General features: G+C 73.3%; 25 protein-coding genes. 11 read left to right on the top strand and 14 right to left on the bottom strand.

Translation table 11 applies throughout. From position 1 onward, the window contains the following. Nucleotides 1-59 precede the first annotated feature (59 nt). Both OP18_RS16130 and OP18_RS16135 read right to left on the bottom strand, forming a co-directional pair. Nucleotides 60-476 (bottom strand): organic hydroperoxide resistance protein, encoded by a 417-nt coding sequence (locus OP18_RS16130; protein ID WP_033359721.1) that lies wholly within the window; start codon nucleotides 474-476, stop codon nucleotides 60-62. After that, a complete protein-coding gene (locus OP18_RS16135; protein ID WP_033359722.1) occupies nucleotides 454-939 on the bottom strand; it encodes a MarR family winged helix-turn-helix transcriptional regulator in 486 nt (161 codons plus the stop codon). Before OP18_RS16135 ends, OP18_RS16130 begins: the two co-directional genes overlap by 23 nt. Before the next feature lie 191 nt (nucleotides 940-1,130). On the opposite strand from OP18_RS16135, the gene OP18_RS52575 reads away from it, so the two are divergent. Together OP18_RS52575 and OP18_RS16145 are read left to right on the top strand one after the other, a co-directional pair. Continuing rightward, a complete protein-coding gene (locus tag OP18_RS52575; RefSeq protein ID WP_052386811.1) occupies nucleotides 1,131-3,248 on the top strand; it encodes a ThuA domain-containing protein in 2,118 nt (705 codons plus the stop codon). Between the two features lie 112 nt (nucleotides 3,249-3,360). Further along, the gene (locus OP18_RS16145; protein WP_033359723.1) at nucleotides 3,361-3,945 is read left to right on the top strand and encodes a DUF998 domain-containing protein; all 585 of its coding nucleotides are present in this window, start codon (nucleotides 3,361-3,363) and stop codon (nucleotides 3,943-3,945) included. Here OP18_RS16145 and OP18_RS16150 read toward each other — a convergent pair. Genes OP18_RS16150 through OP18_RS16170 form a run of 5 tightly spaced genes read right to left on the bottom strand, consistent with a single transcriptional unit; the run spans nucleotide 3,929 to nucleotide 8,203 of the window. Continuing rightward, nucleotides 3,929-5,518, bottom strand: a complete 1,590-nt coding sequence (locus OP18_RS16150) for a GMC family oxidoreductase (RefSeq protein ID WP_033359724.1) — start codon at nucleotides 5,516-5,518, stop codon at nucleotides 3,929-3,931. The two genes, OP18_RS16145 and OP18_RS16150, sit on opposite strands and share 17 nt — an antisense overlap. Nucleotides 5,519-5,575: 57 nt before the next feature. After that, complete coding sequence (locus OP18_RS57210) at nucleotides 5,576-6,382, bottom strand: hypothetical protein (RefSeq protein ID WP_033359725.1); 807 nt, start codon at nucleotides 6,380-6,382, stop codon at nucleotides 5,576-5,578. Continuing rightward, entirely contained in the window at nucleotides 6,379-6,909 is a 531-nt protein-coding gene (locus OP18_RS16160) for a SigE family RNA polymerase sigma factor (protein WP_033359726.1), read from the bottom strand. Before OP18_RS16160 ends, OP18_RS57210 begins: the two co-directional genes overlap by 4 nt. Before the next feature lie 8 nt (nucleotides 6,910-6,917). Next, entirely contained in the window at nucleotides 6,918-7,811 is an 894-nt protein-coding gene (gene sigJ / locus OP18_RS16165; RefSeq protein WP_245635394.1) for an RNA polymerase sigma factor SigJ, read from the bottom strand. After that, entirely contained in the window at nucleotides 7,766-8,203 is a 438-nt protein-coding gene (locus tag OP18_RS16170) for a carboxymuconolactone decarboxylase family protein (RefSeq protein WP_245635395.1), read from the bottom strand. The genes sigJ and OP18_RS16170 overlap by 46 nt, the downstream gene beginning before the upstream one ends. 97 nt (nucleotides 8,204-8,300) lie before the next feature. On the opposite strand from OP18_RS16170, the gene OP18_RS16175 reads away from it, so the two are divergent. Continuing rightward, complete coding sequence (locus tag OP18_RS16175; protein WP_033359729.1) at nucleotides 8,301-8,789, top strand: hypothetical protein; 489 nt, start codon at nucleotides 8,301-8,303, stop codon at nucleotides 8,787-8,789. Nucleotides 8,790-8,810: 21 nt separating this feature from the next. Here OP18_RS16175 and OP18_RS57215 read toward each other — a convergent pair whose 3' ends face one another. Continuing rightward, the gene (locus OP18_RS57215) at nucleotides 8,811-10,355 is read right to left on the bottom strand and encodes a hypothetical protein (protein ID WP_156089554.1); all 1,545 of its coding nucleotides are present in this window, start codon (nucleotides 10,353-10,355) and stop codon (nucleotides 8,811-8,813) included. A 139-nt stretch (nucleotides 10,356-10,494) separates the two neighbouring features. Here OP18_RS57215 and OP18_RS16185 point away from each other — a divergent pair, with 139 nt between their 5' ends. The 3 genes from OP18_RS16185 (at nucleotide 10,495) to OP18_RS16195 (ending at nucleotide 13,527) form a co-directional block, all read left to right on the top strand. Then, nucleotides 10,495-11,031, top strand: a complete 537-nt coding sequence (locus OP18_RS16185) for a hypothetical protein (protein ID WP_033359731.1) — start codon at nucleotides 10,495-10,497, stop codon at nucleotides 11,029-11,031. A gap of 194 nt (nucleotides 11,032-11,225) precedes the next feature. Next, complete coding sequence (locus OP18_RS16190; RefSeq protein ID WP_156089555.1) at nucleotides 11,226-12,266, top strand: hypothetical protein; 1,041 nt, start codon at nucleotides 11,226-11,228, stop codon at nucleotides 12,264-12,266. Between the two features lie 70 nt (nucleotides 12,267-12,336). Then, a complete protein-coding gene (locus tag OP18_RS16195; RefSeq protein ID WP_052386812.1) occupies nucleotides 12,337-13,527 on the top strand; it encodes an MFS transporter in 1,191 nt (396 codons plus the stop codon). On the opposite strand, the gene hrpA is transcribed toward OP18_RS16195, so the two are convergent. After that, nucleotides 13,497-17,531, bottom strand: a complete 4,035-nt coding sequence (gene hrpA / locus OP18_RS16200; RefSeq protein WP_081970805.1) for an ATP-dependent RNA helicase HrpA — start codon at nucleotides 17,529-17,531, stop codon at nucleotides 13,497-13,499. The genes OP18_RS16195 and hrpA overlap by 31 nt on opposite strands. Nucleotides 17,532-17,659: 128 nt before the next feature. Here hrpA and OP18_RS16205 point away from each other — a divergent pair, with 128 nt between their 5' ends. Further along, the gene (locus OP18_RS16205; RefSeq protein WP_052386813.1) at nucleotides 17,660-18,340 is read left to right on the top strand and encodes a pentapeptide repeat-containing protein; all 681 of its coding nucleotides are present in this window, start codon (nucleotides 17,660-17,662) and stop codon (nucleotides 18,338-18,340) included. A 16-nt stretch (nucleotides 18,341-18,356) separates the two neighbouring features. Here the strand turns inward: OP18_RS16205 and OP18_RS16210 are convergent, their stop codons facing one another. Then, on the bottom strand, nucleotides 18,357-19,238 hold the full coding sequence (locus OP18_RS16210; protein WP_033359733.1) for a hypothetical protein: 882 nt from the start codon (nucleotides 19,236-19,238) through the stop codon (nucleotides 18,357-18,359). Nucleotides 19,239-19,355: 117 nt separating this feature from the next. Between OP18_RS16210 and OP18_RS16215 the strand changes: the two genes are divergently transcribed. Further along, a complete protein-coding gene (locus OP18_RS16215; RefSeq protein WP_052386815.1) occupies nucleotides 19,356-19,883 on the top strand; it encodes a DUF302 domain-containing protein in 528 nt (175 codons plus the stop codon). A gap of 11 nt (nucleotides 19,884-19,894) precedes the next feature. Here the strand turns inward: OP18_RS16215 and OP18_RS16220 are convergent, their stop codons facing one another. After that, on the bottom strand, nucleotides 19,895-20,602 hold the full coding sequence (locus OP18_RS16220) for a uracil-DNA glycosylase (RefSeq protein ID WP_033359734.1): 708 nt from the start codon (nucleotides 20,600-20,602) through the stop codon (nucleotides 19,895-19,897). 63 nt (nucleotides 20,603-20,665) lie between these two features. Here OP18_RS16220 and hmpA point away from each other — a divergent pair, with 63 nt between their 5' ends. Together hmpA and OP18_RS16230 are read left to right on the top strand one after the other, a co-directional pair. Beyond that, complete coding sequence (hmpA, locus tag OP18_RS16225) at nucleotides 20,666-21,901, top strand: NO-inducible flavohemoprotein (RefSeq protein ID WP_033359798.1); 1,236 nt, start codon at nucleotides 20,666-20,668, stop codon at nucleotides 21,899-21,901. A gap of 64 nt (nucleotides 21,902-21,965) precedes the next feature. Next, a complete protein-coding gene (locus OP18_RS16230; protein WP_033359735.1) occupies nucleotides 21,966-22,151 on the top strand; it encodes a hypothetical protein in 186 nt (61 codons plus the stop codon). A gap of 12 nt (nucleotides 22,152-22,163) precedes the next feature. On the opposite strand, the gene OP18_RS16235 is transcribed toward OP18_RS16230, so the two are convergent. The 3 genes from OP18_RS16235 to OP18_RS16245 all read right to left on the bottom strand — a co-directional run bounded on the left by OP18_RS16235 (nucleotide 22,164) and on the right by OP18_RS16245 (nucleotide 24,014). Then, entirely contained in the window at nucleotides 22,164-22,757 is a 594-nt protein-coding gene (locus OP18_RS16235) for an MBL fold metallo-hydrolase (RefSeq protein WP_033359736.1), read from the bottom strand. A gap of 85 nt (nucleotides 22,758-22,842) precedes the next feature. Continuing rightward, nucleotides 22,843-23,544: a maleylpyruvate isomerase family mycothiol-dependent enzyme gene (locus OP18_RS16240; protein ID WP_033359737.1), complete on the bottom strand. Its 702-nt coding sequence runs from the start codon at nucleotides 23,542-23,544 to the stop codon at nucleotides 22,843-22,845. Between the two features lie 35 nt (nucleotides 23,545-23,579). Beyond that, entirely contained in the window at nucleotides 23,580-24,014 is a 435-nt protein-coding gene (locus OP18_RS16245) for a hypothetical protein (protein ID WP_156089556.1), read from the bottom strand. Between the two features lie 90 nt (nucleotides 24,015-24,104). Between OP18_RS16245 and rsgA the strand changes: the two genes are divergently transcribed. After that, entirely contained in the window at nucleotides 24,105-25,130 is a 1,026-nt protein-coding gene (rsgA, locus tag OP18_RS16250; protein WP_033359799.1) for a ribosome small subunit-dependent GTPase A, read from the top strand. The last annotated feature ends 9 nt before the right edge of the window (nucleotides 25,131-25,139 follow it).

The following is a 25,139-nucleotide window of genomic DNA, read 5'->3' on the forward strand; positions in this document are numbered from 1 at the left end:
CCGGCCTGACCGAAGATCTGCGCCCATGATGACCTGCTCCTCGCTCCGCTGCGGGCCGGTCACGCGACCTCCAGCCGCACGTCGATGTTGCCGCGGGTCGCGTTGGAGTACGGGCACACCTGGTGCGCCGCGTCGACGAGCTGCCGGGCGGTGGCCGCGTCGACCCCGGGCAGGGTGACGGTCAGCGTGACGTCGAGGCCGAAGCCGCCGCTGCCGTTCGGCCCGATGCCGACCCGGGCGTTGACCTCGCTGCCCTCGACGGACGCCTTGGCGCGGCGGGCGACGACCCGCAGGGCGCTGTGGAAGCAGGCCGCGTAACCGGCCGCGAACAGCTGCTCGGGGTTGGTCGCCCCGCCGGCGCCGCCCATCTCCTTCGGCACCGCGACGTCGACGTCGATGATGCCGTCGGAGCTGGTGACGTGGCCGTCGCGGCCGTCACCGGTGGCGGTGACGTCAGCGGTGTACAGGACTGCCATCAGAGGTGTCTCCTCGCGGATCGCTGGGTTCGGTCAGTTCGGTGAGGGCCGTGGTGAGGCGCACCAGGGTCTCCCGGAGCGCGTCGAGCTCGCCGATGCCGAGGCCGCCGTCGCAGACGAGCCGGGCGGGCACGGCGCGGGCGCGGTCCCGCAGGGCGCTGCCCGCGTCGGTGAGCCGGATGGTGACGGACCGCTCGTCGTCGGTGCGCCGGGCCCGGGCCACGAGGCCGGCCGCCTCGAGGCGCTTGAGCAGCGGCGACAGCGTGCTGGAGTCGAGCCGCAGCGCGGCGCCGATCTCCTTGACGGTCCGCCGGTCGTGCTCCCACAGCACGAGTAGGACCAGGTACTGCGGGTACGTGATGCCGAGCTCGTCGAGCAGTGGACGGTAGCGCGCGGTGACGGCCCGCGAGGCCGTGTACAGCGCGAAACACACCTGCTGGTCGAGTGCCAGGACATCCCTCACGCCCTGAAACGTAGCACACGATTCAGTCGTGCACGATCTAACCACCGTTCAGGTGTCAGGCATTGACACTTTTGATGGTTCGCGGCAAAGTTCTGGCAACAGCAGCGGAAGGTGCGTTCGGCGCGCTCCTCCTCCCCCCGTGACCGCGAGGCCCCGCACAGGCCGCGGTCCAGTCGGAAGGAGCACGTCACGTGCGTAGACCCGGTTGGAACCTGATCGCCGCGACCGCGGTCGCGGCGGTCCTCGCCGCGGCCGGCGCGGCCACCGTCGCGGCCGCCCCCGCGGCCGCCGCCCCCGCCTACAAGGTCCTCGTGTTCTCCAAGACGGCCGGCTTCCGGCACAGCTCGATCCCCAACGGCATCGCCGCCGTGCAGGCCCTCGGCGCCGCCAACAACTTCGCCGTCGACGCGACGGAGGACGCGGCCGCGTTCACGACCGCGAACCTGACCCAGTACAAGGCCGTCATCTGGCTGTCGACGACGGGTGACGTGCTCGACGCCACCCAGCAGGCCGCCTTCGAGTCCTACATCCGCGCCGGCGGCGGCTACGTCGGCGTGCACGCCGCGGCCGACACCGAGTACTCCTGGCCCTGGTACGGCAACCTGGTCGGCGCCTGGTTCAGCTCCCACCCCGCGCAGCAGCAGGCGACGATCCGGGTGGAGGACCGCGCGCACCCCGCCACCGCGCACCTGGCGCAGACCTGGACCCGCACCGACGAGTGGTACAACTACCAGACCAACCCGCGCGGCACCGCCAAGGTCCTGATGAGCCTGGACGAGGGCAGCTACAGCGGCGGGTCGATGGCCGGCGACCACCCGATCTCCTGGTGCAAGCAGTTCGACGGCGGCCGCTCCTGGTACACCGGGCTCGGCCACACCGAGGCGTCCTACACCGAGGCCGCCTTCACCCGCCATCTCCTCGGCGGCATCACCTGGGCCGCGGGCCAGGCGCAGGCCGACTGCCGCCCGGAGACCGGCTACCAGGCGCTGTTCGACGGTAGCCAGGCCAGCCTCGACCAGTGGCGGCAGGCCGGCCCCGGCGGGTTCACCCTCGCCGACGGCACGCTCACCTCGTTCGGCGGCATGGGCCTGCTCTGGTACCCGGTGCGCCAGTTCGCCGACTACTCGCTGAAGCTCGACTGGCAGATGCCCGGCGACGACAACGGCGGCGTCTTCATCGGCTTCCCCGACCCCAACGGCGACCCGTGGGGGCCGGTCAACGCCGGCCACGAGATCCAGATCGACGCCACCGACGCCGACCCGACCCGCACCACCGGCAGCGTCTACAGCTTCAAGGCGCCCGACGCCGCCCTGCGCGCCGCCGCGCTCAACCCGCCCGGGCAGTGGAACACCTACGAGGTCGGCGTCCACGGCCAGCGGGTCGAGATCTGGCTCAACGGCGTGAAGATCAACGACTACACCAGCACCAGGGCGATCCAGTCCGGCTACATCGGGGTGCAGAACGACGGCGCCGGCGCCGACATCCTGTACCGCAACATCCGCATCCGCACCGATGGCGCCACCGACCTCGCCCGCGGCAGGACCGCGTCGGCGTCGTCCGTCGAACCCAACAGCACCCTTGTGGCGGCGAACGCGGTCGACGGCAACCCGGCCACCCGCTGGGGCAGCGTCCACGCCGACCCGCAGTGGCTGCAGGTCGACCTCGGCGCCGCGTACAACCTCAACCGGGTGCGGGTCAACTGGGAGGCCGCGTACGCCCGCTCGTACCAGATCCAGACCTCACCGGACGGGAGCACCTGGACGAACGTGTACGGCACGACCACCGGCGACGGCGGCGTCGACGACGTCACCCTGACCGGCACCGGCAGGTACGTGCGGATCAACCAGACCCAGCGCGGCACGCAGTGGGGCTACTCGATCTGGGACCTCAACGTGTACGGCACCCCGGCCGGCACCGGGCCGCAGTCGCTGTGCCGCAACTGCCCGGTGACCGTGTCGTCGGTCGAGCCGGGCAGCCCGCACACCGGGGCGAACGCCGTGGACGGCAACGCCGGCACCCGCTGGGGCAGCGCCTACGCCGACCCGCAGTGGATCCGGCTCGACCTCGGCGCCACCAGGTCGATCAGCCGGGTGCGGCTGAACTGGGAGACCGCGTACGGCCGCGCCTACCAGGTCCAGACATCGCCGGACGGCACCACCTGGACCAACGTCTACACCACGACGACCGGCGACGGCGGCACCGACGACCTCACCGTCACCGGCTCCGGCCGCTACCTGCGGGTCTACGGCACGCAGCGCGGCACGCAGTGGGGCTACTCGCTGTGGGAGATCGAGGTCTGGGGCGCCTGACCGGCATACTCCAGGCATGCGTCCGGCACGACGGCAGAGTCCGGCACGACGGCAGAGTCCGGCACGACGGCAGAGTCCGGCACGACGGCAGAGTCCGGCACGACGGCACACGGTGCGGTGGTTCGCGGTGGTCTCCGCGGCCACCGCACCGGTCCTGCTCATCGGCGGCTGGACCGTCGCCGCCGCCCTGCAGCCCGCGGGCTTCGACCCGCTGCGCGACACGATCAGCGCCCTCGCCGGCCACGGCGCCGCGCACCGCTGGGTGATGACCGTCGCGCTGCTCGGCGTCGGCGTCTGCCACTGCGTCACCGCCGCCGCCCTGCGCCCGCTCGCGACCCCGGCCAGGGTCATGCTCGCCGCCGGCGGCGCCGCCACGGTCCTCGTCGCCGCGTTCCCGCTGCCGCGCACCGGCTCGTCCGGGGCGCATCAGCTGGTGGCGACGCTCGCCTTCGCCTGTCTCGCGGTGTGGCCGGCGCTCAGCCGCGTCCCGGGCGGGTCGCCCCAGCCGGTCCCGCCGGCGCTGATGCGGGCCGGGGCGGCTGGACTGGTCATCCTCGTCGGGCTCTTCTGCGCAGCGCTCGCCGCCGGTGTACTGGTAGGGCTCGCGGAACGCCTCGCCGCCGGCGCCCAGTCGCTCTGGCCTTTGACAACGGTCATCGTCCTTCGCCGGGGAGCCGCGGTCAGCGGCCCGAGATGATCAGCTCGGCCGCCTTCTCCGCGACCATGTAGACCGGCGCCATCGTGTGCCCCCGGTTGATCACCGGCAGCACCGAGGCGTCCACGACCCGCAGCCCGGTCAGCCCGCGCACCCGCAGCGACGGGTCGACCACCGCGTCGTCGCCGGTGCCCATCCGGCAGGTGCCGACCGGGTGGTAGAGCGTCTCGCAGTTGCGCCGGATCAGGTCGGTGAGCCCGTCGTCGTCGAGGACCCCGGTGTAGGGCGCCATCGGCGCACCGACGAACGGCGCGAGGGCGGGGGAGCGGGCCAGGCGTTCGGCGACCCGTACCCCCCAGATCAGCCGGCGCAGGTCGGCCTCGTCGCTGAGGTAGCCCGGCTCGATCACCGGCGGGGTCGCGGCCGTCGGCCCGGCGATCCCGACCGTGCCGCGGCTGCGCGGCTGCAGCAGCACCACGCCGATGGTCAGCCCGTGCCCGGGCGGCGGCACCATCCCGTGCTCGACGAACGGCACCGGCGCGAAGATCAGCTCGACCTCCGGCGGCGTGCCGCGGTCCGGGGCGATGAACGCGACCGCCTCGGCGACGTTCGACGACAGCATCCCGGTCCGGCCGAGCAGGTAGCGCGCGACGCTGCCGAGCGACTCCGCGGCGAACATCGTGATCGGCCGCGGGCACGTCACGATGACGCCCGTGGACAGGTGGTCCTGCAGGTTCGCCCCGACGCCGGGCAGCTCGTGGACCGGCTCGACCCCGCCGGCCCGCACCACGGCCGGGTCGCCGATGCCGGACAGCTGCAGCAGCTGCGGCGTGTTCACCGCGCCCGCGCACAGCAGCACCTCCCGCCGCGCCGCGACCTGCCTGACGACCCCGTGTCCGTCCTTGTACGCGACGCCGACGGCCCGCCGCTGCGCGAGCCGCACGCGGTCGACGGTCGCACCGGTCCGCACGGTCAGGTTGGGCCGCTTGCGCACCGGTCGCAGGTACGCGTCGGCGGCGCTGAACCGCGCCCCGCGGTGCTGGGTGACGGGCGTCGGCGAGCAGCCGCTGTTGTCGGGCCCGTTGAGGTCCGCGGTGGCCGGGATCCCCTCCGCGACGCACGCCTCCAGGAACGCGGCGGTGATCGGGCTCGGGCTGCGCAGCTCCCTGATCCACAGTGGGCCGCCGGTGCCATAGGAGCCGGTGCCGGCCGCCGCGACCCGGCGCTCGACGCGCTGGAAGTAGGGCAGCACGTCGGCATACGACCAGCCTTCGACGCCCCACCCGTCGTAGTCGGCGGCGCAGCCGCGGATCCACATCTGCGCGTTGATCGACGTGGACCCGCCGAGCGTCCTGCCGCGCGGCCAGAACAGCTCCCGGTCGGCGAGCCGCGGCTGTTTGACAGTGCGGTAGTTCCAGTCGTACGGCGTGGCGAACAACTTGCTGAACGCCGCCGGGATCCGGATCTCCCTGGCGTTGTCGGGGCCACCGGCCTCCAGCAGCAGCACCGTCGTGCCCGGGTCCGCGGAGAGCCGGTTGGCCAGCACGCAGCCGGCCGGTCCGGCACCCACGATCACGTAGTCGAACGCGGCGTTGTCAAGGTCGTCAGCAGGCATGGCGGGCCTCCTTGGCCATCGACCATACGCCGACTTCCCGCCCCGCGGGAGTGCCGGTCAGCCGGTGCCGACGCCCCCGTCGGCGTGCACGGCCACGACCTTGCCGGACGCGTCCCGGGCGGTCAGGTCACGGACCCGCGCCTGCTGCCACGGCGTGCCGGGCGCCTCCGGGACCCGCAGCCACCACACGTGCACCGCCGGGTGCGGCGGCCACGCGGCGACCTTCGCGGTCCGCGCCGTGCCGTCGACCGTCAGCGTCACCGTCGTGACGTCACCGACGACGTACCCGGTGAGGAACCGGTCCGCGCCGCCGCCGAACTCCCAGCCCGCGTGGAACCCGGGACCGCCCGGCACCGGCCCGGTCACGTCCGGGTCGTTGGTGACGCCGAGCAGGGCCAGCTTCCCGTCCGTCCCGCGCTGCCCGACCGCCTGCACGAACCGGTTGTCCTGCACCCCGAACCACAGCGTCAGGACCCCGCCGGCGACCGCCTCGCCCGTGTCGATCGTGGCCGGCGGCTCGATGACGGCCGCCGGGTCACCGCCGGGCGCCGGGACCGACTCGGCGGATGCCGACCCGGCCGGCGACCCGGCCGGCGAACCGGCCTGAGAGGCGGCGACGGACGGCTGGGTCGCCACCGGGGCGCCGTCCGCGGACCCGCCGGCGTCCCGGCCCGGCAGCGCGCCGGCCGCGACGGCGGTGCCGCCCGCGACGGCGAGGACCACCGCCGCCGACGTGACCCCGAGCCGGGTCCGGCGCCGCCGCGCACCCCGCCGGCGCAGCTCCTCGAACGTAACCCCGAGTCGGTCCGGCGCGGCGATCGCGGCGTCGGTGAGCCGCTCGCCGAGCTCCAGCTCTGCGTTCATGCGTGTTCTCCCTGGACGGTACGGACGAAACGGCGCTCCTCCGACAGGGCCGGGCTGGCCCGCAGCTTGGCGAGGGCCCGCGAGCAGACGGACTTGACCGTGCCGACGCTGACGCCGAGGGTCTGCGCCGTCTGCTGCTCGGACAGGTCGACGTAGTAGCGCAGCACGATCGCGGCGCGCTCCCGCCGGGTCAGCGACTGCAGCGCCGCCACGAGCGCGGCCCGGTCCTCGACCGCGCCGTGCCCGCCGTCATGCCCGCCGTCGTGCCCCGCGCCCTCGCCGGTCAGGTCGGCGCGCGGCTGCTCCCGCCACGGGCGCCGGCGCAGCCAGTCGGTGTGCAGGTTGACCATCACCCGCCGGGCGTAGCTGAGCGCGTCGTCGTGCCGGACCCGGTGCCACGCGCCGTACGTGCGGATCAGCGCGGTCTGCGCGAGGTCCTGTGCCTGCTCGGCGTGGCCGGTCAGCAGCCAGCCGAGCCGCAGCAACGGCTGGGTCGCCGCGGCGGCGAACTCGTCGAAGTCGCGCATACCCTCTACTACGAGCCGGGCGCGCCGAAGGTTGACAGCTTCGCCGGGTTCGCGACCCGGAACACGTCGTGGATGCGCCCGTCGACCACGGCGACGCACATCGCGTACCGGTAGAGGCCGTCCACGAGCAGCCCGTACTCCCCGTTGACCCCGGTCGGCACGATGGTGACCACCGCCGCGTGCCGCCGCATGACCGCGGTGAAGAACCGGATCACCTTCGCCCGGCCGCGGATCGGGTTGGGGCCGGTGCGCACCTTGCCGCCGCCGTCGTTCCAGGCGACGACGTCCTCGTGCAGCAGCCGCTCCAGGCGCTCGACGTCGCCGTCGCGGGCCGCGGCGACGAACCCGTCGAGCAGCCGCGCGTGCTGCGCCGGGTCGGTGCTGAACCTGACCCGCCCGGCGAGCGCCGCCCCCGCCCGGCGGTGCAGCTGCCGGCAGTCCTCCTCGCCACGGTCCAGGATCGCGGCGATCTCCGCGTACGGCAGGTCGAACGCGGTCCGCAGCACGTACACGGCGCGCTGCGGCGGCGTCAGGCGCTCCATCAGGTGCAGGACCGCGACCGACAGGTCCGAGGTGTCGATCACGTCGTGCACCGCGTCGCCCGTGTGCACCGGCTCGGGCAGCCAGGTGCCGGGGTACTCCTCCCGCCGGGCCTGCCGGGCGCGCAGCGCGTCCACGGCGAGCCGCGCCACCACCCTGGTCAGGTAGCGGCGCGGCTCGGTGACCTCCGACCGGTCGGCGCGGGTCCACCGCAGGTACGCCTCCTGCAGCACGTCCTCGGCGTCGTGCACGGTGCCGACGAGCCGGTACGCCAGGCCGAGGAGCATCCGGCGGTGCGCCAGGAACTCCCCGGTCATCAGGTCGTCGGCTGTTTCCTCGTCGGCACGGCGAGACGGTTCCACACGTTGATCGTCGCAATGACCATCAGCAGGTCCGCAACCCCCTTCGTGCCGTAGTGCTCGACGGCGGTGTCCCACACCTCGTCGGGGACCCCGTGCTCACCCAGCCGGGTGACGTGGTCGGTGAGGTCGAGCGCGGCGCGTTCCTTCTCGTCGAAGAACGGCGCCTCCCGCCACACCGAGACACCGAAGAGCTTCCGGCTGTCCTCGCCGTCGGCGAGCGCCTCGGTCGTGTGCAGGTCGACACAGAAGGCGCACCCGTTGAGGATCGACGCCCGCAGCTTGAGCAGGTGCAGCAGGGCCGGGTCGACGTGCGCCCGGACGTACTTCTCCAGGCCGAGGACCGCCTGGTACGCCTCCGGGTTGATCTCGTTGAACGACATTCGCTGGGTCATGCAGTGACGACGGGACGGGCCTGGCGGAACGTGACACTTCCGGGCCGCCGGTGCTGTGGCGTGGGACACCCCCGGCACGGGACTAAGGTTCGACGGTGTGGACACCACCCGCACCCCGTCCGGCTGGCGGCACCTGCCGCCGCCCGCCAGGGCGATCGCGACCGCCGCCTCGGCCGCCGTGGAGGCGGCCCAGGGCCGCGACAAGGAGGCCTACGACACCGCCGTCGAGCAGCTCGCCGCCCTCGACGCCGAGCAGGTCGGCCTGGTCCTCGGCGCCGTCGTGCGCACCCTGCTGGAGGACCGGCACCCCGACGGCCTCGACGGTGACGACGTGCGCGCCGCCCTCGAGCACGCGGTCCGCTCCGCCGCCGAGTGGCAGGACGTCGACCCGCAGGTGATGGTGGTGCTGCTGGTCGGCGCTCTCGGCGTGCAGGACGACGGCGACGACGAGGGCCGCCCGTCGCCGCAGGCCCTGGCGCGGCACGCCCCGCTGCTGCTCGTGGACCTGCTGCAGGCGCGGCCGTTCGCGCGGTACCTGCGGGCCGCGTTCACCGAGATCGAGCGGGCGCAGACCCAGGACGTGTGACACCCCGCGGCCCGGCGAGGGTCAGCGCGACAGCCGCAGGTGCAGCTGGAACGCGACCTCGCTGTGCCGGATCGCCGGCGGGCGCAGGGCGAGCAGCTGCCGTTCCAGGACGACCTGCAGCTCGCGGGGCGGGGCCTCGGGGCGGGCCATGATGCGCACCGCGACCGGGCGGGACGGGCCGAGGCGGAACTCGACCATGAGCTCCTCGGTGCCGTGCCGCACCCCGGTGAACGCCCGGTCGACGATGCCCCTGGCCCGGTCGATGAAGTCGCCGAGCTCGGCCGGGGTCGTGGCCCGGCGCACCTGCTCCTCCGCCGTGAGCAGCACGATCCGGCCGCGGTCGACGTGCCGCAGCGCCCGGCCGCCGGCGTCCGGCCCGGAGCGGTCCGCCTCCTCGGCCGGCGGCGGGCGGTAGATGGTGAGCTCGCCGGTGCGGTACCGCTCGGCGGCCGGGCCCGCCCCCGGCGCACCGTCCGGCGGCGGGGCCGCGGGCAGCGGCGCCGCCTGCGTGCCCGGGCCCGGCCGGACCGCCTGCACCGGCCGCGACGCCGGACCCCGCCGCGGCTCCAGCCGCAGCGCGAGGGTCCTGACCGCGCCGGCCGGCAGGCCGATCTCGATCGGGCGGCCGGCCTCGACCGCCTGCCGGAGCCGGGCGTACATGGCGCCGGTCAGCAGCACCGCGAAGCCGTCCTCGATCTGCCGAGCGGTCGGCTCCAGGGTGCCCCGGACGAGGAGCAGGAAGTTGCAGCCGATCCGGGTGGACCGCTCGCCGCCGGGCGCGACGATCGCGGCCGGGCCCTGCTGGCCGGGGGCCCACACGTACGTCTGCGGCACGTCGGCGAGGCCGGGCAGGAACGCGCACACGTCGGCGGCCTCGCGCAGCGCCTCCTCGAACGCCTCCAGCTCCTCGTCGGCACCGCCGATGTAGGAGGTCGCGTCGCCCGCGGTGATCGTCAGCTCGAGCCGGTCACCGACGTGCACGACCCGCAGGAACGGCAGGTTGTACGCGGGGGCCTTCGACAGCATCGTCGCGGCGCGGAACTCGGCGTCGTCGACGACCGGGGACCGGCCGGGGCGGAACCACCACGGGTGCGGGTAGTACCGCTCCTGCGCGCCGAGCAGCGACAGGACCCGCGCGTGCCCGAACCGCTGCACCACCGTCGTCTCGCCGGCCAGCAGCGGCAGCGCGACCAGCGGCGGCCGCTCGAACCGGACCGTCGACGGGATCTCCTCGGGGGCCGCGGCGTACACGAACCCGGTCACCCGGCCGTCGATGTCGATGCCGGGTGCGTTGAAGACGCTGACGTCGCCGGCCTCCACCAGCCGGCCCTCGGCGGCGAGCCGGTGCACGGTGCGGGCCATCGTCAGCGGGTACCCGGGCGCGGGGGTGCCGGTGCGGATGACGGCGAAGACCATCTCGCGCTGGCCGTGCCGCTCCAGCCCTTCGGTGGTGTACAGGAGTGCGGGCAGCATGCCGGAAGCCGTGCGGATGCCACCCTCGTCGATGGCGACCGACAGCTGCCGGGGGATGAGGACCTCCCGGCCGACGGGTAACGCGGAGCCCACGGGGCCGATCATCGCATCCACGCGCAACAGTTGACCTTGGAGGAACGCGGCGGCCGGTGCCGGCGGCACCCGCCGCGCCCGCCGGTCGCAGCCCACGGTGAGGGTGGCGCTGCGCCGCGTGGACGGCGACGATGGTGTGATGCGGATGACGTCGGAGCCGCCCGCCGAATACGTCGCATTCGTCTCCCGGCACCTGGAGCCGTTGCGCCGGGACTCCGTGCGCGTCGTCGGCGCCGAGGAGGACGCCGACTGCCTGTACGCCGACGTCCTCACCGACGTCGCGACCCGGTGGAGCTGGCTGGAGCTGCTGCGCACCCGGCTCGGGCACGAGGACGCCGCCGACGACTTCCTCGGCCGGGTGTTCGCCCGCCGCTCCGAGCGGTACTACCTGGCCGAGGACGGGCCCGCGGACGACCACGAGATCCAGGTGACCGCCTGGCGCCCGGACGAGCCGCCGCCGGCCCGCCGGGTGTACGTCAGCACCGCCGTGCGGCTCGCCCCGATGCTCGTGCCGAAGCGCAGGAGCAGCGCGTTCGTCGCCGGGCCGGCGTGCGAGGCGGCGATCGCGTGGTGGCACGCGTACGAGACGATCCGCCGCCGCCGGCTCGCGTACGTCGGGTTCGTGGCGCTCGCCCTGCTGATGGCCCTGGCGAACGTCACCGCGCCGCCGGCGTGACGCACGCCACCTTCCGGGCGGCCCGAGCGCGCCTGCGCCGCGCCGGCCGCCGTTGCGCCTGCTCCCGCCGCTCCCGCCGGAAACCCTGACGGTGCGGCCCGGGCGGGCCGCAGGGGTTGACACCGGCGCCCGGCACAGTCCGGTTGACGGATCCTGCTAGTGTCCGCCGGAGGCTGGTTGGGGGTGACATGAGCATGACGACACGCGTCGCGGGACGCTCGGCGCGGCACGACGCCGCACATCGCCGGGTCGCGGCGGCGGCGGCACTGGCGGTCGCCGTCGGTGCGGGCGTGTTCGGCGCGCTCGCCGCCGCCCGGCCCGCGCACGCCGCGACCGCCGAGGCCGACATCGAGGCGAAGGTCGGCGACGGCTCGGTCCAGGGCAAGGCCGGCGAGAAGACCTCCGTCGGCTTCCAGGTGGAGAACCACGGCAAGATCGACGTCGCGGTCGTCGTCACGATCAGGGTCCCCAGCAACGCGCAGATCGAGTCCGCCGGCTCGTGCGCCGTCGCGAGCAACCGCACCGTGGCCAGCTGCCAGGCGAACCTGAAGGCCGGCGCGAGCGCCAACGGCTCGATCCAGCTCGTCCTGCGCAGCGGCGGCGAGGGAGAGGGCAGCGTCGTCGCCCGGCTCGCCGCCAACCAGCGGGTCACCGACCCGAAGCCCGGCAACAACGACGCCAAGTTCAAGCTCCGGGTCACCGGTGCCAGCGCCACCGCGAGCCCGTCGAAGTCGACCCGCGCGTCACGCAGCGCCTCCGCCGAGCCGACCGGCACGTCCGACGAGGTCATCGCCCCGCCGGAGGCCGGCAACGGCGCGATCCCGCGCGAGGACCCGACCACGAAGCCGGTCAGCGACAGCGGTGGCCTCGGGTTCGGGTTCTGGATCGGCGTGATCGCCATCGTCGCCGCGCTCGGCCTCGTCGGCAGCCTGTTCTACTTCCGCCGCAAGGACCGGCTGGAGCCGGACACGGGCGTGTTCCAACGGCCCAACATCGGCCAGGACAACCCGACCTCCGTGATCACCCCGGGGGTGTACGGGTCCCCGGCGGCCCCCTCGTACCAGGGCGGACCCGGCGGCTCGAACGTCTACGGCGCGCCACCCGCCCCACCGGCGGGCTTCCCACCCGCCGCGTCGCCGGGCTTCCCTCCGGCCGCCCCGCCGCCGCCCGGCATGCCGCCGGCGCCCGGCGCGAACGATCAGACCGTGCTGATGCGCCGCCCCGACGACCTGTAACCGCACCGGATGGTGTGACCCCCGCCGCGCAGGGCACGATGGTGCGATGCCCGGCGAACGATCAATCTCGATGCGCGGCGCCGCACTCGGCACGGCGCTCGTCTTCACGGCCAGCGGCGCCGTGCTCGGCACCTGGGTGTCCCGGGTGCCGGCGATCGTCGCCCGGCACGACCTCACCCCCGGCGAGCTGGGGCGGGCGCTGCTCGGGCTCGGCATCGGGTCGCTGCTGTCCATGCCGCTCACCGGGCACGCCTGCCGGCGCACCGGCAGCCGCGCCTGGGTCGCGGGCATGGCGGTGCTCGCCGCGGCGGCGCTGACCTGCGTGGGCCTGGCCACCGGGCCGGTCATGCTCGCGGTCGCGCTGTTCGCGCTCGGCATGGTCTTCGGCTCGTGGGACGTGGCGATGAACGTCCAGGGCAGCGCCGTCGACCAGCGCGCCGGACGTGAGTGGATGCCCCGCTACCACGCCTGCTGGAGCCTCGGCTCGATCGCCGGCGCGGCCGCCGGTGCCCTCGCGGCCCGCGGCGGCGTCGGGATCGGCCCGCACCTCACCGCCGCGGCGTGGGTCGCCGCGGCCACCGCACTGGCGGGGACGCTGCGGTTCGTCGACGAACGGACCACCGCCGGGGGCGGACCGCCGGCCGCCGCCGCGACCGGCCGCCGCCGGTCCGTCGTGAGCCGGGCGCTGCTCCTCGTCGGCCTGGTCACGCTGTGCTCGACCGTCATCGAGGGCGCCGCCGACGACTGGCTGGCGCTGTACCTGCACACCGGGAAAGGGCTCTCCGAGGCGTCGGCGGCGCTCGGGTTCACGACGTTCGCGACCGCGATGACGGTCGTGCGGTTCGCCGGCACGCCGGTCACCGCGCGGATCGGGCGGGCCGGCGTCGTGCGGGCCGGCGGGGTGCTCGCCGTCGCCGGGGTGCTGGTCACCGTGCTGTCGCCGTGGACGCCGGCGGCGTTCGCCGGGGCACTGCTGTGGGGCGCCGGGGTGTGCCTGGTGTTCCCCGCCGGGGTGAGCGCCGCCGGCGAGACCGACCGGCCGGCCGAGTCCATCGCGCTGGTCACCAGCATCGGCTACGGGTCGATCCTGATCGGCCCGCCGCTCATCGGCGCCCTCGCCGACGCGGTCGGGATGGGCCGGGCGCTGCTCACGCTGGCGGCGCTGGCCGCGGTGATGGCCGCGCTGGCCCCGGTGGTCGGGCCGCCCCGTGCGCGCGCCGCCGGCGTGGATCAGTCCGGCAGCGCGTCCATCGCCCGGTAGATGCGCACGTCGGAGATCGGGTAGGCGGTGCCGAGCGCCTGGGCGAACAGCCCCACCCGCAGCTCCTCGATCATCCAGCGGATCTCGCGCAGCTGCGGGCTCATCGGCATGCTCGCCACCAGCTGGTCGTACTCGCGCTGGACCTCCTGCACGGTCAGCATCCGGTCGCGGTCGCGGGCGGTGTCCGTCGGCACCTTCTCCAGGCGCCGCTCGATGCCGCGCAGGTACCGCTCGATGTCCGGCAGGCGCTGCCAGCCGGTGTCGGTCACGAAGCCGCGGTACACCAGCCGGCCCAGCTGCCCGCGCATGTCGGCCAGGGCGGGCAGCAGCAGCGGGTTCTTCGTGCGGGCGAGGCGCTGCTCGACGTCGTAGGAGGCGGCGAGGATCCGCCGCACGTTGCCGACGACGTCGAGGGTCAGGTCGACCATGTCCGCGCGGACCTTGTCGCGCAGCTTCGCGAACGCCTCGCCGTCCCACACCGGCCCGCCGGCGTCGGCCATGAGCTGGTCGACGGCGCACGCGGCGCAGTCGTCGAGCAGGTCGACGGCGTTGCGGTGCGGGTTGCGGCTCAGCGCGAGCTTCGCCTCGTTGGACAGCCGGCCCTGCACGAACTTCGCCGCCGGGGGCAGCGTGAGCAGCAGCAGGCGGCGGGTGCCGACCCACATCTCGTGCGCCTGCCGGGCGGGCAGGTCGAACGCCTTCACCGCGACCGACGTGCCCTCGTCGACGATCGCCGGGTACACGGTGATCGTGTGCCCGGCCACGGTCCGTGACAGGCTGCGCGGCAACGTGCCGAAGTCCCAGGTGGTGCTGCCGGACGTGGTGACCTCGGTCGCCGCCTCGGCGACCGTCTCCTGGACCTTCGGCGCCAGCCGGTCCCGCAGCTCGGGCAGGCTCTTGCTCTCGGCGAGGACCGCGCCGGCGTCGTCGACGACCCGAAACGACATCTTCAGGTGCTCCGGCACCCGGGTCAGGTCCCACGCGTCGCGGGGCACCGTCACGCCGGTCAGCCGGCGCAGCTCCCGCTCCAGCGCGTCCAGCAGGTGCCCGTCGCGGACCGGCATGCCGGCGAGCGCGTCGCGGGCCGTGTCGGGCGCCGGGACGAAGTTGCGGCGCAGCGCCTTCGGCAGCGACTTGATGAGGGCCGTGACGAGCTCCTCACGCAGGCCCGGCACCTGCCAGCTGAAGTCGGCGTCGCGGACCCGGCCGAGCAGCGGCAGCCCGATGTGGACGGTCACCCCGTCGGCGTCGGTGCCGGGCTCGAACTGGTACGTCAGCGCGAACCGCTGCCCGTCCTGGTCCCACGCGTCCGGGTACTGGTCCTTCGCGACGCCGCCGGCCCGGTCGTTGACCAGCATCGCCGGGTCGAAGGTGAGCAGGTCGGGCTGCTCCCGGCGGGTCTGCTTCCACCAGCTGTCGAAGTGCCGGCCGGAGACGACGTCCTCGCCGATGCGCTTGTCGTAGAACTCGAACAGCGTCTCGTCGTCGACGAGGATGTCGCGGCGGCGGGCCCGGTGCTCGAGCTCCTCGACCTCCTCCAGCAGCCGCCGGTTCTCGGCGAAGAACGCGTGGTGGGTGTCCCAGTCGCCCTCGACCAGCGCGTGGCGGATGAACAGCTCCCGCGACAGCGCCGGGTCGATCCGGCCGTAGTTGACCTTGCGGGAGCTGACGATCGGCACGCCGTACAGCGTGACCTTCTCCATCGCCATCACCGCCGCCGGCTTCTTCTCCCAGTGCGGCTCGCTGTAGGTGCGTTTCACGAGGTGCTGGGCGAGCGGCTCGATCCACTCCGGCTCGATGCGGGCCGCGACCCGCGCCCACAGCCGGGTCGTCTCCACCAGCTCCGCCGCCATCACCCAGCGGGGCGTCTTGCGGAACAGCGCCGAGCCGGGGAACACCGCGAACTTGGCGCCCCGCGCGCCGAGGTACTCGCTCTTCTCCGGGTCCTTCAACCCGACGTGCGACAGCAGGCCGGCCAGCAGCGACACGTGGATGTTGTACGGCGCCGCCGGCTCCTCGTTCGGCACCACGTCCATGCCGCGCAGTACCGAACGCAGCTGGCTGTAGATGTCCTGCCACTCGCGGACCCGCAGGTAGTTGAGGAACTCGGCCCGGCACAGCTTCCGGAACTGGTTGCTGGACAGCTCCTTCTGCTTCTCCTGCAGGTAGTTCCACAGGTTGACGTAGCCGAGGAAGTCGGAGTCCTTGTCGGCGAACCGGGCGTGCTGCTGCTGCGCCTGCGCCTGCTTGTCGACCGGGCGCTCGCGCGGGTCCTGGATCGACAGCGCGGCGGTGATGACCATGACCTCGCGGACGCAGCCGTTGCGCTCGGCCTCCAGCACCATCCGGGCCAGGCGCGGGTCGACCGGCAGCTGCGACAGCCGCCGGCCGAGGGCGGTGAGCCGCTGCCCGCTCTCCAGCGCGCCGAGCTCCTCCAGCAGCTGCACGCCCGCGGTGACGTTGCGCCGGTCCGGCGGGTCGATGAACGGGAACGCGGCCAGGTCGCCGAGGCCGAGCGAGATCATCTGCAGGATGACGGACGCGAGGTTGGTCCGCAGGATCTCCGGGTCGGTGAACTCCGGCCGGCTGTCGAAGTCCTCCTCGCTGTACAGCCGGATGCACACACCGTCGGAGGTGCGGCCGCAGCGGCCCTTGCGCTGGTTCGCCGAGGCCTGGGACACCGGCTCGATCGGCAGGCGCTGCACCTTCAGGCGGTGGCTGTACCGGGAGATGCGCGCGGTGCCCGGGTCGATCACGTACTTGATGCCCGGCACCGTCAGCGACGTCTCCGCGACGTTCGTGGCGAGCACGACCCGGCGGCCCGGGTGCGGCTGGAACACCCGGTGCTGCTCGGCGAACGACAGCCGGGCGAACAGCGGCAGGATCTCGGTGTTGCGCAGGTCGAGCTTCGCGAGGGCGTCGGCGGTGTCGCGGATCTCCCGCTCGCCGCTGAGGAACACCAGGATGTCGCCGGGGCCCTCGGCCTGCAGCTCCTCGACGGCGTCGCAGATCGCGTCGGTCTGGTCCCGCTCCTCCTCGCCCTCGTCGGGCGCCTCGATCGGGCGGTAGCGGACCTCGACCGGGTACGTGCGGCCGGACACCTCGATGATCGGGGCGTCGCCGAAGTGCCGGGAGAACCGCTCCGGGTCGATGGTCGCCGAGGTGATGATCACCTTGAGGTCGGGCCGCCGGGGCAGCAGCTGCTTGAGGTACCCGAGCAGGAAGTCGATGTTGAGGCTGCGCTCGTGCGCCTCGTCGATGATGAGCGTGTCGTACTGCCGCAGGAGGCGGTCCTGCTGCATCTCGGCGAGCAGGATGCCGTCCGTCATGACCTTGACCATCGTCTGGTCGCCGGACTGGTCGGAGAAGCGGACCTTGAAACCGACGATCGCGCCGAGCTCGGTGCCCAGCTCCTCCGCGACGCGCTCCGCCACGGTCCGCGCCGCGATGCGCCGCGGCTGCGTGTGCCCGATCTGGCCGGTGACGCCGCGGCCCAGTTCGAGACAGATCTTCGGTAGCTGGGTCGTCTTGCCCGACCCCGTCTCACCGGCGACGATCACCACCTGGTGGTCGCGGATCGCGGCGAGGATGTCGTCCTTGCGCTGGCTGACCGGCAGCTGCTCCGGGTAGGTGACCGCCGGCATGCCCGCGCGGCGGGCCGCGACCCGCTGCTCGGCGCGCTCCACGTCGGCGCGGATCGCCTCGGCGATCGCCTGCGCGTGCGGGGACTTCTTCGCCCCGTCGATCCGCCGGCGCAGCCGGTGCTGGTCCTGCGGCATCAGCCCGCTCAGGCGGGCGCGCAGCTCGCGCAGGACGGCGAGGTCCGGGCCGTCGGGGCGCTCCTGGGCGGTGGCCTGCTCCCGGCGGGGTCGCCGGTTCGGCCCTTTTCCACTCCTCCGGCCGGCTGTGTCTCTGGCCGAGTCGGCTTTCGCTCGGTCGTCGGCGGGCCCGTCGCCCTCGCTGCGGGGCTCGGCCTGGCTGGAGGGCTGGGGCACGTCAGACATAACGCTCGCAAGGATAGGCACGCGTCGCCGTGATTGCCCGGTGATTTTCCGCTCCCCGCACCCGGCGGACGGCCACCGGCCGGGCGGCCGTTCGGCAGATGGTCACTGCTGCCACTACCGTCACAATCATGCCCTCCCCGAGCAGACCCGCCGAGCCCGCGAAGCCCCGGCCGCCGAAGGCGCTGGAGCTGGCGACCGTCGACGAGGACGATCTCCGCGACGAAGGCACCTTCACCGGGCTCGGCTTCTACGACCTGGAGCTGACCGGGCGGTCGGCCAAGGGCGCCGAGTTCCGCCAGTGCCGCTTCAACCGTACCGACCTGAGCGGCACGGCGTTCGTCAAGGTGTCGCTGACCGACTGCCTGGTCGAGCGCTCGAACTTCGCCAACCTGCACGGTGACCAGTCCACGCTGCTGCGGGTGGCGTTCCGGGACTCGCGGCTGACCTGCCTGCAGTGGCTCGACGGCGTCCTGCGCGACGTGACGCTGCGCGACTGCCGGATCGACCTGTCGGCGTTCCGCGCGACGAAGTTCGCCGCGGTCGCGTTCGAGGACTGCAACCTCGCCGGCGCCGACTTCACCGGCGCCGACCTGACCGGCGCCACCTTCACCCGCTGCGACCTGACCGGCGCCCAGTTCTCCGCCGCGACCATGACCGGCACCCGCCTGGACCAGTGCGACCTGTCCGGCGTCGCCGGCGTGACCAGCCTCGCCGGCGCCACCGTCAGCACCGCCGACCTGGTCACGCTGTCACACACCCTGGCCGCCGCCCTGGGCATCACGATCGCGGACACCCCCGGCGCTGCGTAGCCCGGCTACCGCCGGCTCAGTGGGCGAACTCGTGGCCGAGGTCGTGGATGGTCTCCGCGACGCTGGCTCGCTGGAGCCAGGTGACGAGCCGAACCTCATCGGTGCACCCGGCGATCAGGGCCCGGTATTCGTCGGGAACCGCGATGTTGCGAGCCTGGAGCACCAGCAGCACGGCCATGGCCTCGCCCTCGGCCTTTCCCTCGGTCTTTCCTTCATCGAAGTACCGGCGGGCGAAGTCGCTCTGGTATCGGTAGCTCGTGGTGGTCATCAGCGCCTCCAGGCGGTCCCGGGCTGCCGCCGGCAGCACGGTAAATACGAGGTCAGTGTACATCTTGGCGTGTTCATGATCGATGACGTCGAGGCCCGTGAGCAGGGCCTCGAAGATCGGCTGGGGGTCCGGCTCGCCGCCGTGTGCGAGGGCGGACAGGACCGCCAGCTCCGGGTTGCGCCGGGCCGTGTCGAGGTCGGTCACGACCGGTACCTGGTCCGGTCCGATGGTTACCGGCGTCACCACTGAGCCCGGCGGGCCGATCCTGATCGGCGCCGAGGACCAGCGGGCTACGGACCGTGCGGGGCACATGACGAGCAGCACGACGGGGCACTCCAGGCGTGCGTGCAGCGTCGCCACGTATACAGGCCAGCTGCGACGCTTGCGTACGTCGGCCCGGAGTTGGACCTCGACGACGACCGCCAGGACCGTCGCGCTCCCGCGACGCAGCGTGACCACCGCATCGGCCCGGTACTCGGTGGGAGACACGTTGGTGAAGTCGCCGGGAGACGCCCGGGCCTCGTCGAAGTCGGGCACCGTGACCTTCGAAGGGCCGTCCAGGAGCTCGGCGGCCAGCGTAGGTCTCTCCCGCACCATCTGGATGAGCATCTCGTGCAGCTGTGTCGGCATGGTGTCGCAGCCTATCGAGGAACCTCACGATCCGCTAATCGCGTGGTCACGCTGCGTATAGACTTCTGGACCGAAGTTGGCCGGGTTCGGGGTCGGCACGGCGGGTAGTGCCGGTCGGTGACCGGATCGCAGACCGCCGCGGTCGACTGGGCGGCCCGCCGGCTGGTCGTCGAGGCCGGGGACTCGTTCGACGACACCGTCGCCGCGTACGAGGCGGCCGTCCCGCCGTACCCGGCCGAGCGGATCGAGCGGCTCGCCGCCGAGGGCGCCGGCTGGACGGAGGTCCTCGACCTGACCGGCGACGCCGCCCCGCACGACTTCCTGATCTACTGGAAGATCGCCGCCGACGGCATCATGCGCCTCGCCGGAGACACCGCCCGGTGCGCCGCGTACCTCATGGGCAACCACACGATCGCCGAGCGCATGTACCGCCACGATCCAACCACGATGCTCTACGCCCCGCTGCGCACCGTCATCACGCAGTCACCGGGCGGGCCGGTGCTGTTCGCGACGGACCAGCCCAGCCTGCAGTTCGCCTCGCTCGGGGTGCCGGAGATCGCGGCGGTCGGCGTCGAGCTGGACCGGAAGCTGGCGGCCCTGCTCGACGCGCTGCGCCTGCCGGTGCCCGCCGGTCTGACGGGGTGACCCGCTCGGCCTCAGTGCCGCGGCATCGCCGGTGACCAGCGCACCGGCAGGGTCCCGGCGGCGGTGAGGGCGGCGTTGATCCGGCTGAACGGCCGGCTGCCGAGGAACCCGGTCGGGTTCATCGGGCTGGGGTGCCCCGCCCGCAGCACGACGTGCCGGTCGTTGGTCACCAGCGGCGCCTTCGCCTTCGCCGCCGCGCCCCACAGCACGAACACCACCCGCTCCGCCTTCGCGTTCAGCGCCCGGATCGTGGCGTCGGTGATGTTCTCCCAGCCGCGCCCCTTGTGCGAGTTCGGCGTGCCGGCCCGGACCGTGAGCACCGCGTTGAGCAGCATGACCCCCTGCCGGCACCACGGGGTCAGGTCACCCGACGGCGGCGGGTCGACCCCCAGGTCGTCGCGCATCTCGCGGTACACGTTGACCAGCGACGGCGGCACCGCGACCCCCTGCGGCACGCTGAAGCTCAGCCCGTGCGCCTGCCCCGCCTTGATGTACGGGTCCTGCCCGAGGATCAGCACCCGCGTGCTCGCCAGCGGCGACAACCGGTACGCGGCGTAGATGTCCTGCTTGCGCGGGTACACCGTGGCCGTCCTGTACTCCTCGACCACGAACGACGACAGCGCCGCGACGACCGCGGGGTCGACGAACGGCGTGACCGCCTCCCGCCAGTCGTCGGGCATGAAGTCCAGGAGGTACACCGGCTTCGTCGATGCGGTCATGGCCGCAATCTATCGTCCCTCCCGGCCGCGCATAGCCCCCGCCGACGGGGGTAGCGACGCGTGGTGACCGGTTCAGCGCTCAGCCCACGCACGGTCCGCACGGTCAAGGCGACCGCGCCGGTCCTGAGGGAGCGTGGGCTGGAGATCACCAGGCGGATGTACGAGATCCTGTTCCAGGACGAGGAGATCAAGAGCCTGTTCAACCAGTCCCACCACGGACGGTCGGGCAGCCAGCCGCGCTCGCTGGCCGGGGCGATCCACGCGTACGCCGACAACATCGACCACCTCGACGAGTGCCGGCCGATGATCGAGCGGATCGCGCAGAAGCACACCAGCCTCCACATCCGGCCCGAGCAGTACCCCGCGGTCGGTCGGGCGTTGATCGGCGCGCTGCGGGACGTGCTTGACCAGGCCGCCACCGACGAGGTGATCGAGGCGTGGACGCAGGCGTACGACTTCCTCGCCGACGTCCTGACGCGCCGGGAGCGCGACATCTACGACCGGAACACCCGTACCCCCGGCGGCTGGGTGGGGTGGCGCGACTTCACCGTCGACCGGGTCGTCCCGGAGAGCCAGATCATCAAGTCCTTCTACCTGCGCCCGAGCGACGCCGGCCCGGTGATGGCGTTCCGGCCGGGCCAGTACCTGACGGTCCGGCTCGGCGTCCCCGGCCAGGAGCCGGTCGTGCGCAACTACACCGTCTCGTGCGCACCCGGCCGCGACCACTACCGCATCACGGTGAAGCGGGAGGACCCCGGCGAGGACGCGCCGTACGCGCCACCCGGCGTCGCGTCGAGCTACCTGCACGAGGAGGTCGGCCCCGGCGACGTGATCCAGGTCAGCGCGCCGGCCGGCGACTTCTTCCTCGACGAGACCTCCCGCCGGCCCTTGGTCCTGCTCAGCGGCGGCGTCGGCCTCACGCCGATGGTCTGCGTGCTGGAGCACCTGGTCGAGCGCGGTACACCACCCGAGACCTGGTTCGTGCACGCCGCGCTCGGCGGCCGCCAGCACGCCATGCGCCAGCACGTCCGCGACCTCGCCGCCACCGGGCCGATCCACCCCGTCGTGTTCTACGAGCACCCGGCGCCCGAGGACGTCCGCGGCCGCGACTACGACCTGCCCGGCAGGGTCACGATGGACTGGCTCAAGAGCGCCGTCCCGGTCGCCGACGCCGACTTCTACTTCTGCGGCCCGCGCGGCTTCATGCGCATGCTCGCCATCGGCCTGCGCGCCCTGGACGTGCCCGACGAGCGCATCCACTTCGAGTTCTTCGGCCCGGCGGAGGCCCTGTACGCCTGAACACCGCGGCGGTCCCGTCGTCGCGATCGGGCACGTCCGCACGCCCGCCGACGAGGTCGATCTGGTGCCGGAGCGCGACGACGGCGACGTCATCGCGCGGGTGGACGGTCATTCCCTGCGCGGCAGCCGGGCGTTGCGGGCAAGGCTGGGCACCCGGCTGCTCACCGCCGTCGTGCTGTATACGGGCGCGTTCACGTACGTCCATGATGACGGGACCCTCGTCATGCCGCTCGACACACTCTGGCGGTAGCGACGTCCCGCCTCACCAGCCTCTGGCGCGCCACTCGGGGAGGGATGGGCGCTCGGCGCCGAGGGTGGAGTCCTTGCCGTGGCCCGGGTGGAACTGCGTCTCGTCCGGGTAACGGTCGAAGATCTTCGTCGACACGTCGTTGATCAGGGACTCGAAGTTGGCCTTATCGCCCCAGGTGTTGCCCACCCCGCCGGGGAACAGGGCGTCCCCGGTCCAGAGGTGGCCGTCGTGGTACAGGGCGATCGACCCCGGTGTGTGCCCGACCAGGTGGATCACGGTCAGCTGGCAGTCGCCCAGGGGAAGGGTGTCGCCGTCGGCGATGGTGCCCGTGACGACGGGGATCTGCGGGGCGTCGGCGGCGTGGGCCAGTGACGCCGCGCCCGTGGCCGCCACCACCTCCTCCAGCGCCATCCAGTGGTCCTGGTGCCGGTGCGTGGTGACCACGGTCGAGATGCCGCCGGGGGAGGAGTCGATCAGCTGGAGCAGCCGCTCGGCGTCGTTGGCGGCGTCGATCAGCAGGCCCTCGCCGGTGCCCGTGCACCGGAGCAGATAGGCGTTGTTGTCCATCGGCCCGACGGACAGCTTCGTGAACGTGATGTCGCTCATGCCGTCACCTCCGCTTCGCTTCGGCGCCGGCCTGAGCCGAGGCCGCGCCGATGATTCGCGGCTCCCGCGCTGCGCTGCGGGCCGCTCATTTCCACTCCTCCAGGCTGGGCAGCTCGCCCGTCGAGCTGGTGAGACCGGTGCCCGGGCCTCGGCCGGTGAGCCAGGCGGCGAGCACGTGCGCCGGGCCGGTCACGGTCGGGGCGTCGGCGACGGTCAGCAGCCTGGTGCCGTTGTCCGACACGAGGGTCGCCACGCGCGGAGTGGCCGGGTCGTGCAGGATGCGCAGCGTGAAGGACTCGGGCCAGTCGGCGGGGCCGTAGCCGGCGTCCAGGTCGACGTGGTGCAGCTCGACCTCGCAGATACGGGCCCAGACGACGCGGGCGGCCGGCACCGGCGGCGAGGGCTCGCCGCGGGTGGTGCCCCACTGCACCAGTGTCGTCCAGCCCTCGGCGGGCATCGTGTCGATCGACTCGCGCAGCAGGTCACAGGCGGTGACCAGGTCGGCGAGCTGCTCCTCGTGCGGGCGGGAGGCGCCGGCGGCGATGCCCGCCTCGCGGGCCTCGGGGCTCGCGTACGCCGGGGTCCGCACCCCCGTCCGAGCCCAGCTCAGCAGGTTGCGGTACGCGTCGGCGTTGCGGGCGAGGTGGGTCACGACGTGCCCGCGGGTCCAGCCCTCGCACCGCGACGGTGCGACGAGGCCGTTGCCGTCGAGGGTGCGGACCGTGTCGAGCAGGCGGGCGGTGGCGCGGTCGAGCTCCGCGCTCAGCACGAGCGGATCAGCCGTCACCGCTAAACCCTACCGCCGCCCACCGACAAAAACCGTCAGCGCTGCCGGACCCCGACGGCCGGGGGCAGGTCGCCGACCGCCCAGTGCAGTTCGTCCTCCCAGTCGGCGACGCTGAGGTCGACGTGCTCGAAGCTCAGCCGCGCCCCGATGGGTTTGCCCAGGTAGCCGGCGTACAGGTCGTGCACGACCACGAGCCGCTGGCCGACCGCCGCGGCCGCCGGGTCCGCGGCGGCGGCGCTGCGGACCTCGAGCCTGCCGTAGATGCCCATGTCGGCATCGGTGCCGCGGTCCTCCACGATGACGTCGAGGATCTCGTCCTCGGCGCCCACGTGGAAGCCGTACGACACGCCGCCGAACGTCAGCCAGAAGCGCATGAGCGAGTCGTCCTGCCCGGGTGAGACGTGCCACTGGACGTCGGCCCGGTCCAGGCGCATTCCGACGGCGCTGGCCAGCACATGCGAGGGAAGCACGCACCCGACGATAACCCCGATATTCGGTTTCGCGGTGTGGACGCGCTACCTACCGTGGATTTGTCGAACACGGGTTCGTAAAGGATGTTCATGACTATTGACCTGTCAGCCCTGGGCTGGGACGACGCCTACGCCGCGCTGTACTCCGGCCGGTTCGACCAGCCTGGCCAGCGCCCGGCGCGGGTCAGCCGGGTCGACCGGGGTGTCTGCACGGCGCTCGCGTCCGACGGTCCGCTGCGCGCGAGCCTGTCGGGCGGCCTGCTGGCGCGCGGCGCCGCCGACCCCGAGTCGCTGCCGTGCGCGGGGGACTGGCTCGTCGTGCGCACGTGGCCGGACGGCCGGCTCACCGCCGAGGCGGTGCTGCCCAGGCGCACCGCGATCGTGCGGGCCGTCGCCGGTGAGGAGTCCTTCGGCCAGGTCCTGGCCGCCAACGTGGACGCCGTCGCCGTCGTCGAGCCGGTCGACCCGTCGCCGGACCTCGGCCGGATCGAGCGGCTCCTGGCGCTCGCCTGGGAGTCGGGGGCGCGGCCGGTGCTGGTCCTGACCAAATGTGACCTGGCGGCCGACCCGGAGGCCCTGGCCGGGCAGATGCCGGACGGCGTGGCGGTCCATGCCGTCAGCGCTCGCACCGGGATGGGTCTCGAGGCGTTGCGGCCGCTCGTGGCGTACGGGCGCACACTGGGCCTGCTCGGGCAGTCCGGTGCCGGCAAGTCCAGCCTGGTCAACGCCCTCGCCGGGGCGCAGGTCATGCAGACGCAGGCGTTGCGCGCCGACGGCCGGGGCCGGCACACCACCACATATCGGGCATTGATTCCGATGCCGGGCGGCGGGGCGGTCCTCGACACGCCCGGAGTGCGGCTCGTCGGCATGTTCGACACGGTCGCCGGGCTCGACCGGGCCTTCGCGGACGTGACGCACCTCGCGACGCTGTGCCGCTTCGACGACTGCCGGCACGGCGAGGAGCCCGGCTGCGCGGTCCGCGACGCGGTCGAGGACGGCGAGCTCAGCCCCCGCAGGTTCGCGAGTTGGCAGAAACTGCAGAAAGAGCAGAAGCTTGCATCGGTACGGCGGCTGAAACGCGAGAGCCGCGACCGGCGACGGCTGGCACGCCCGTAGCGGAGGTTC

Source organism: Dactylosporangium aurantiacum (assembly GCF_000716715.1).
Classification (GTDB): domain Bacteria; phylum Actinomycetota; class Actinomycetes; order Mycobacteriales; family Micromonosporaceae; genus Dactylosporangium; species Dactylosporangium aurantiacum.

What these genes read in the sequence shown, in the direction of transcription:
- OP18_RS16130 (WP_033359721.1), bottom strand. Translation starts at nt 476, where the DNA reads ATGGCAGTCCTGTACACCGCTGACGTCACCGCCACCGGTGACGGCCGC.
- OP18_RS16150 (WP_033359724.1), bottom strand. Translation starts at nt 5,518, where the DNA reads ATGCCTGCTGACGACCTTGACAACGCCGCGTTCGACTACGTGATCGTG.
- OP18_RS57210 (WP_033359725.1), bottom strand. Translation starts at nt 6,382, where the DNA reads ATGAACGCAGAGCTGGAGCTCGGCGAGCGGCTCACCGACGCCGCGATC.
- OP18_RS16160 (WP_033359726.1), bottom strand. Translation starts at nt 6,909, where the DNA reads ATGCGCGACTTCGACGAGTTCGCCGCCGCGGCGACCCAGCCGTTGCTG.
- OP18_RS16170 (WP_245635395.1), bottom strand. Translation starts at nt 8,203, where the DNA reads ATGACCCAGCGAATGTCGTTCAACGAGATCAACCCGGAGGCGTACCAG.
- OP18_RS16185 (WP_033359731.1), top strand. Translation starts at nt 10,495, where the DNA reads ATGCGGATGACGTCGGAGCCGCCCGCCGAATACGTCGCATTCGTCTCC.
- OP18_RS16190 (WP_156089555.1), top strand. Translation starts at nt 11,226, where the DNA reads ATGACGACACGCGTCGCGGGACGCTCGGCGCGGCACGACGCCGCACAT.
- OP18_RS16195 (WP_052386812.1), top strand. Translation starts at nt 12,337, where the DNA reads ATGCGCGGCGCCGCACTCGGCACGGCGCTCGTCTTCACGGCCAGCGGC.
- hrpA (WP_081970805.1), bottom strand. Translation starts at nt 17,531, where the DNA reads ATGTCTGACGTGCCCCAGCCCTCCAGCCAGGCCGAGCCCCGCAGCGAG.
- OP18_RS16205 (WP_052386813.1), top strand. Translation starts at nt 17,660, where the DNA reads ATGCCCTCCCCGAGCAGACCCGCCGAGCCCGCGAAGCCCCGGCCGCCG.
- OP18_RS16210 (WP_033359733.1), bottom strand. Translation starts at nt 19,238, where the DNA reads ATGCCGACACAGCTGCACGAGATGCTCATCCAGATGGTGCGGGAGAGA.
- OP18_RS16220 (WP_033359734.1), bottom strand. Translation starts at nt 20,602, where the DNA reads ATGACCGCATCGACGAAGCCGGTGTACCTCCTGGACTTCATGCCCGAC.
- OP18_RS16235 (WP_033359736.1), bottom strand. Translation starts at nt 22,757, where the DNA reads ATGAGCGACATCACGTTCACGAAGCTGTCCGTCGGGCCGATGGACAAC.
- rsgA (WP_033359799.1), top strand. Translation starts at nt 24,105, where the DNA reads ATGACTATTGACCTGTCAGCCCTGGGCTGGGACGACGCCTACGCCGCG.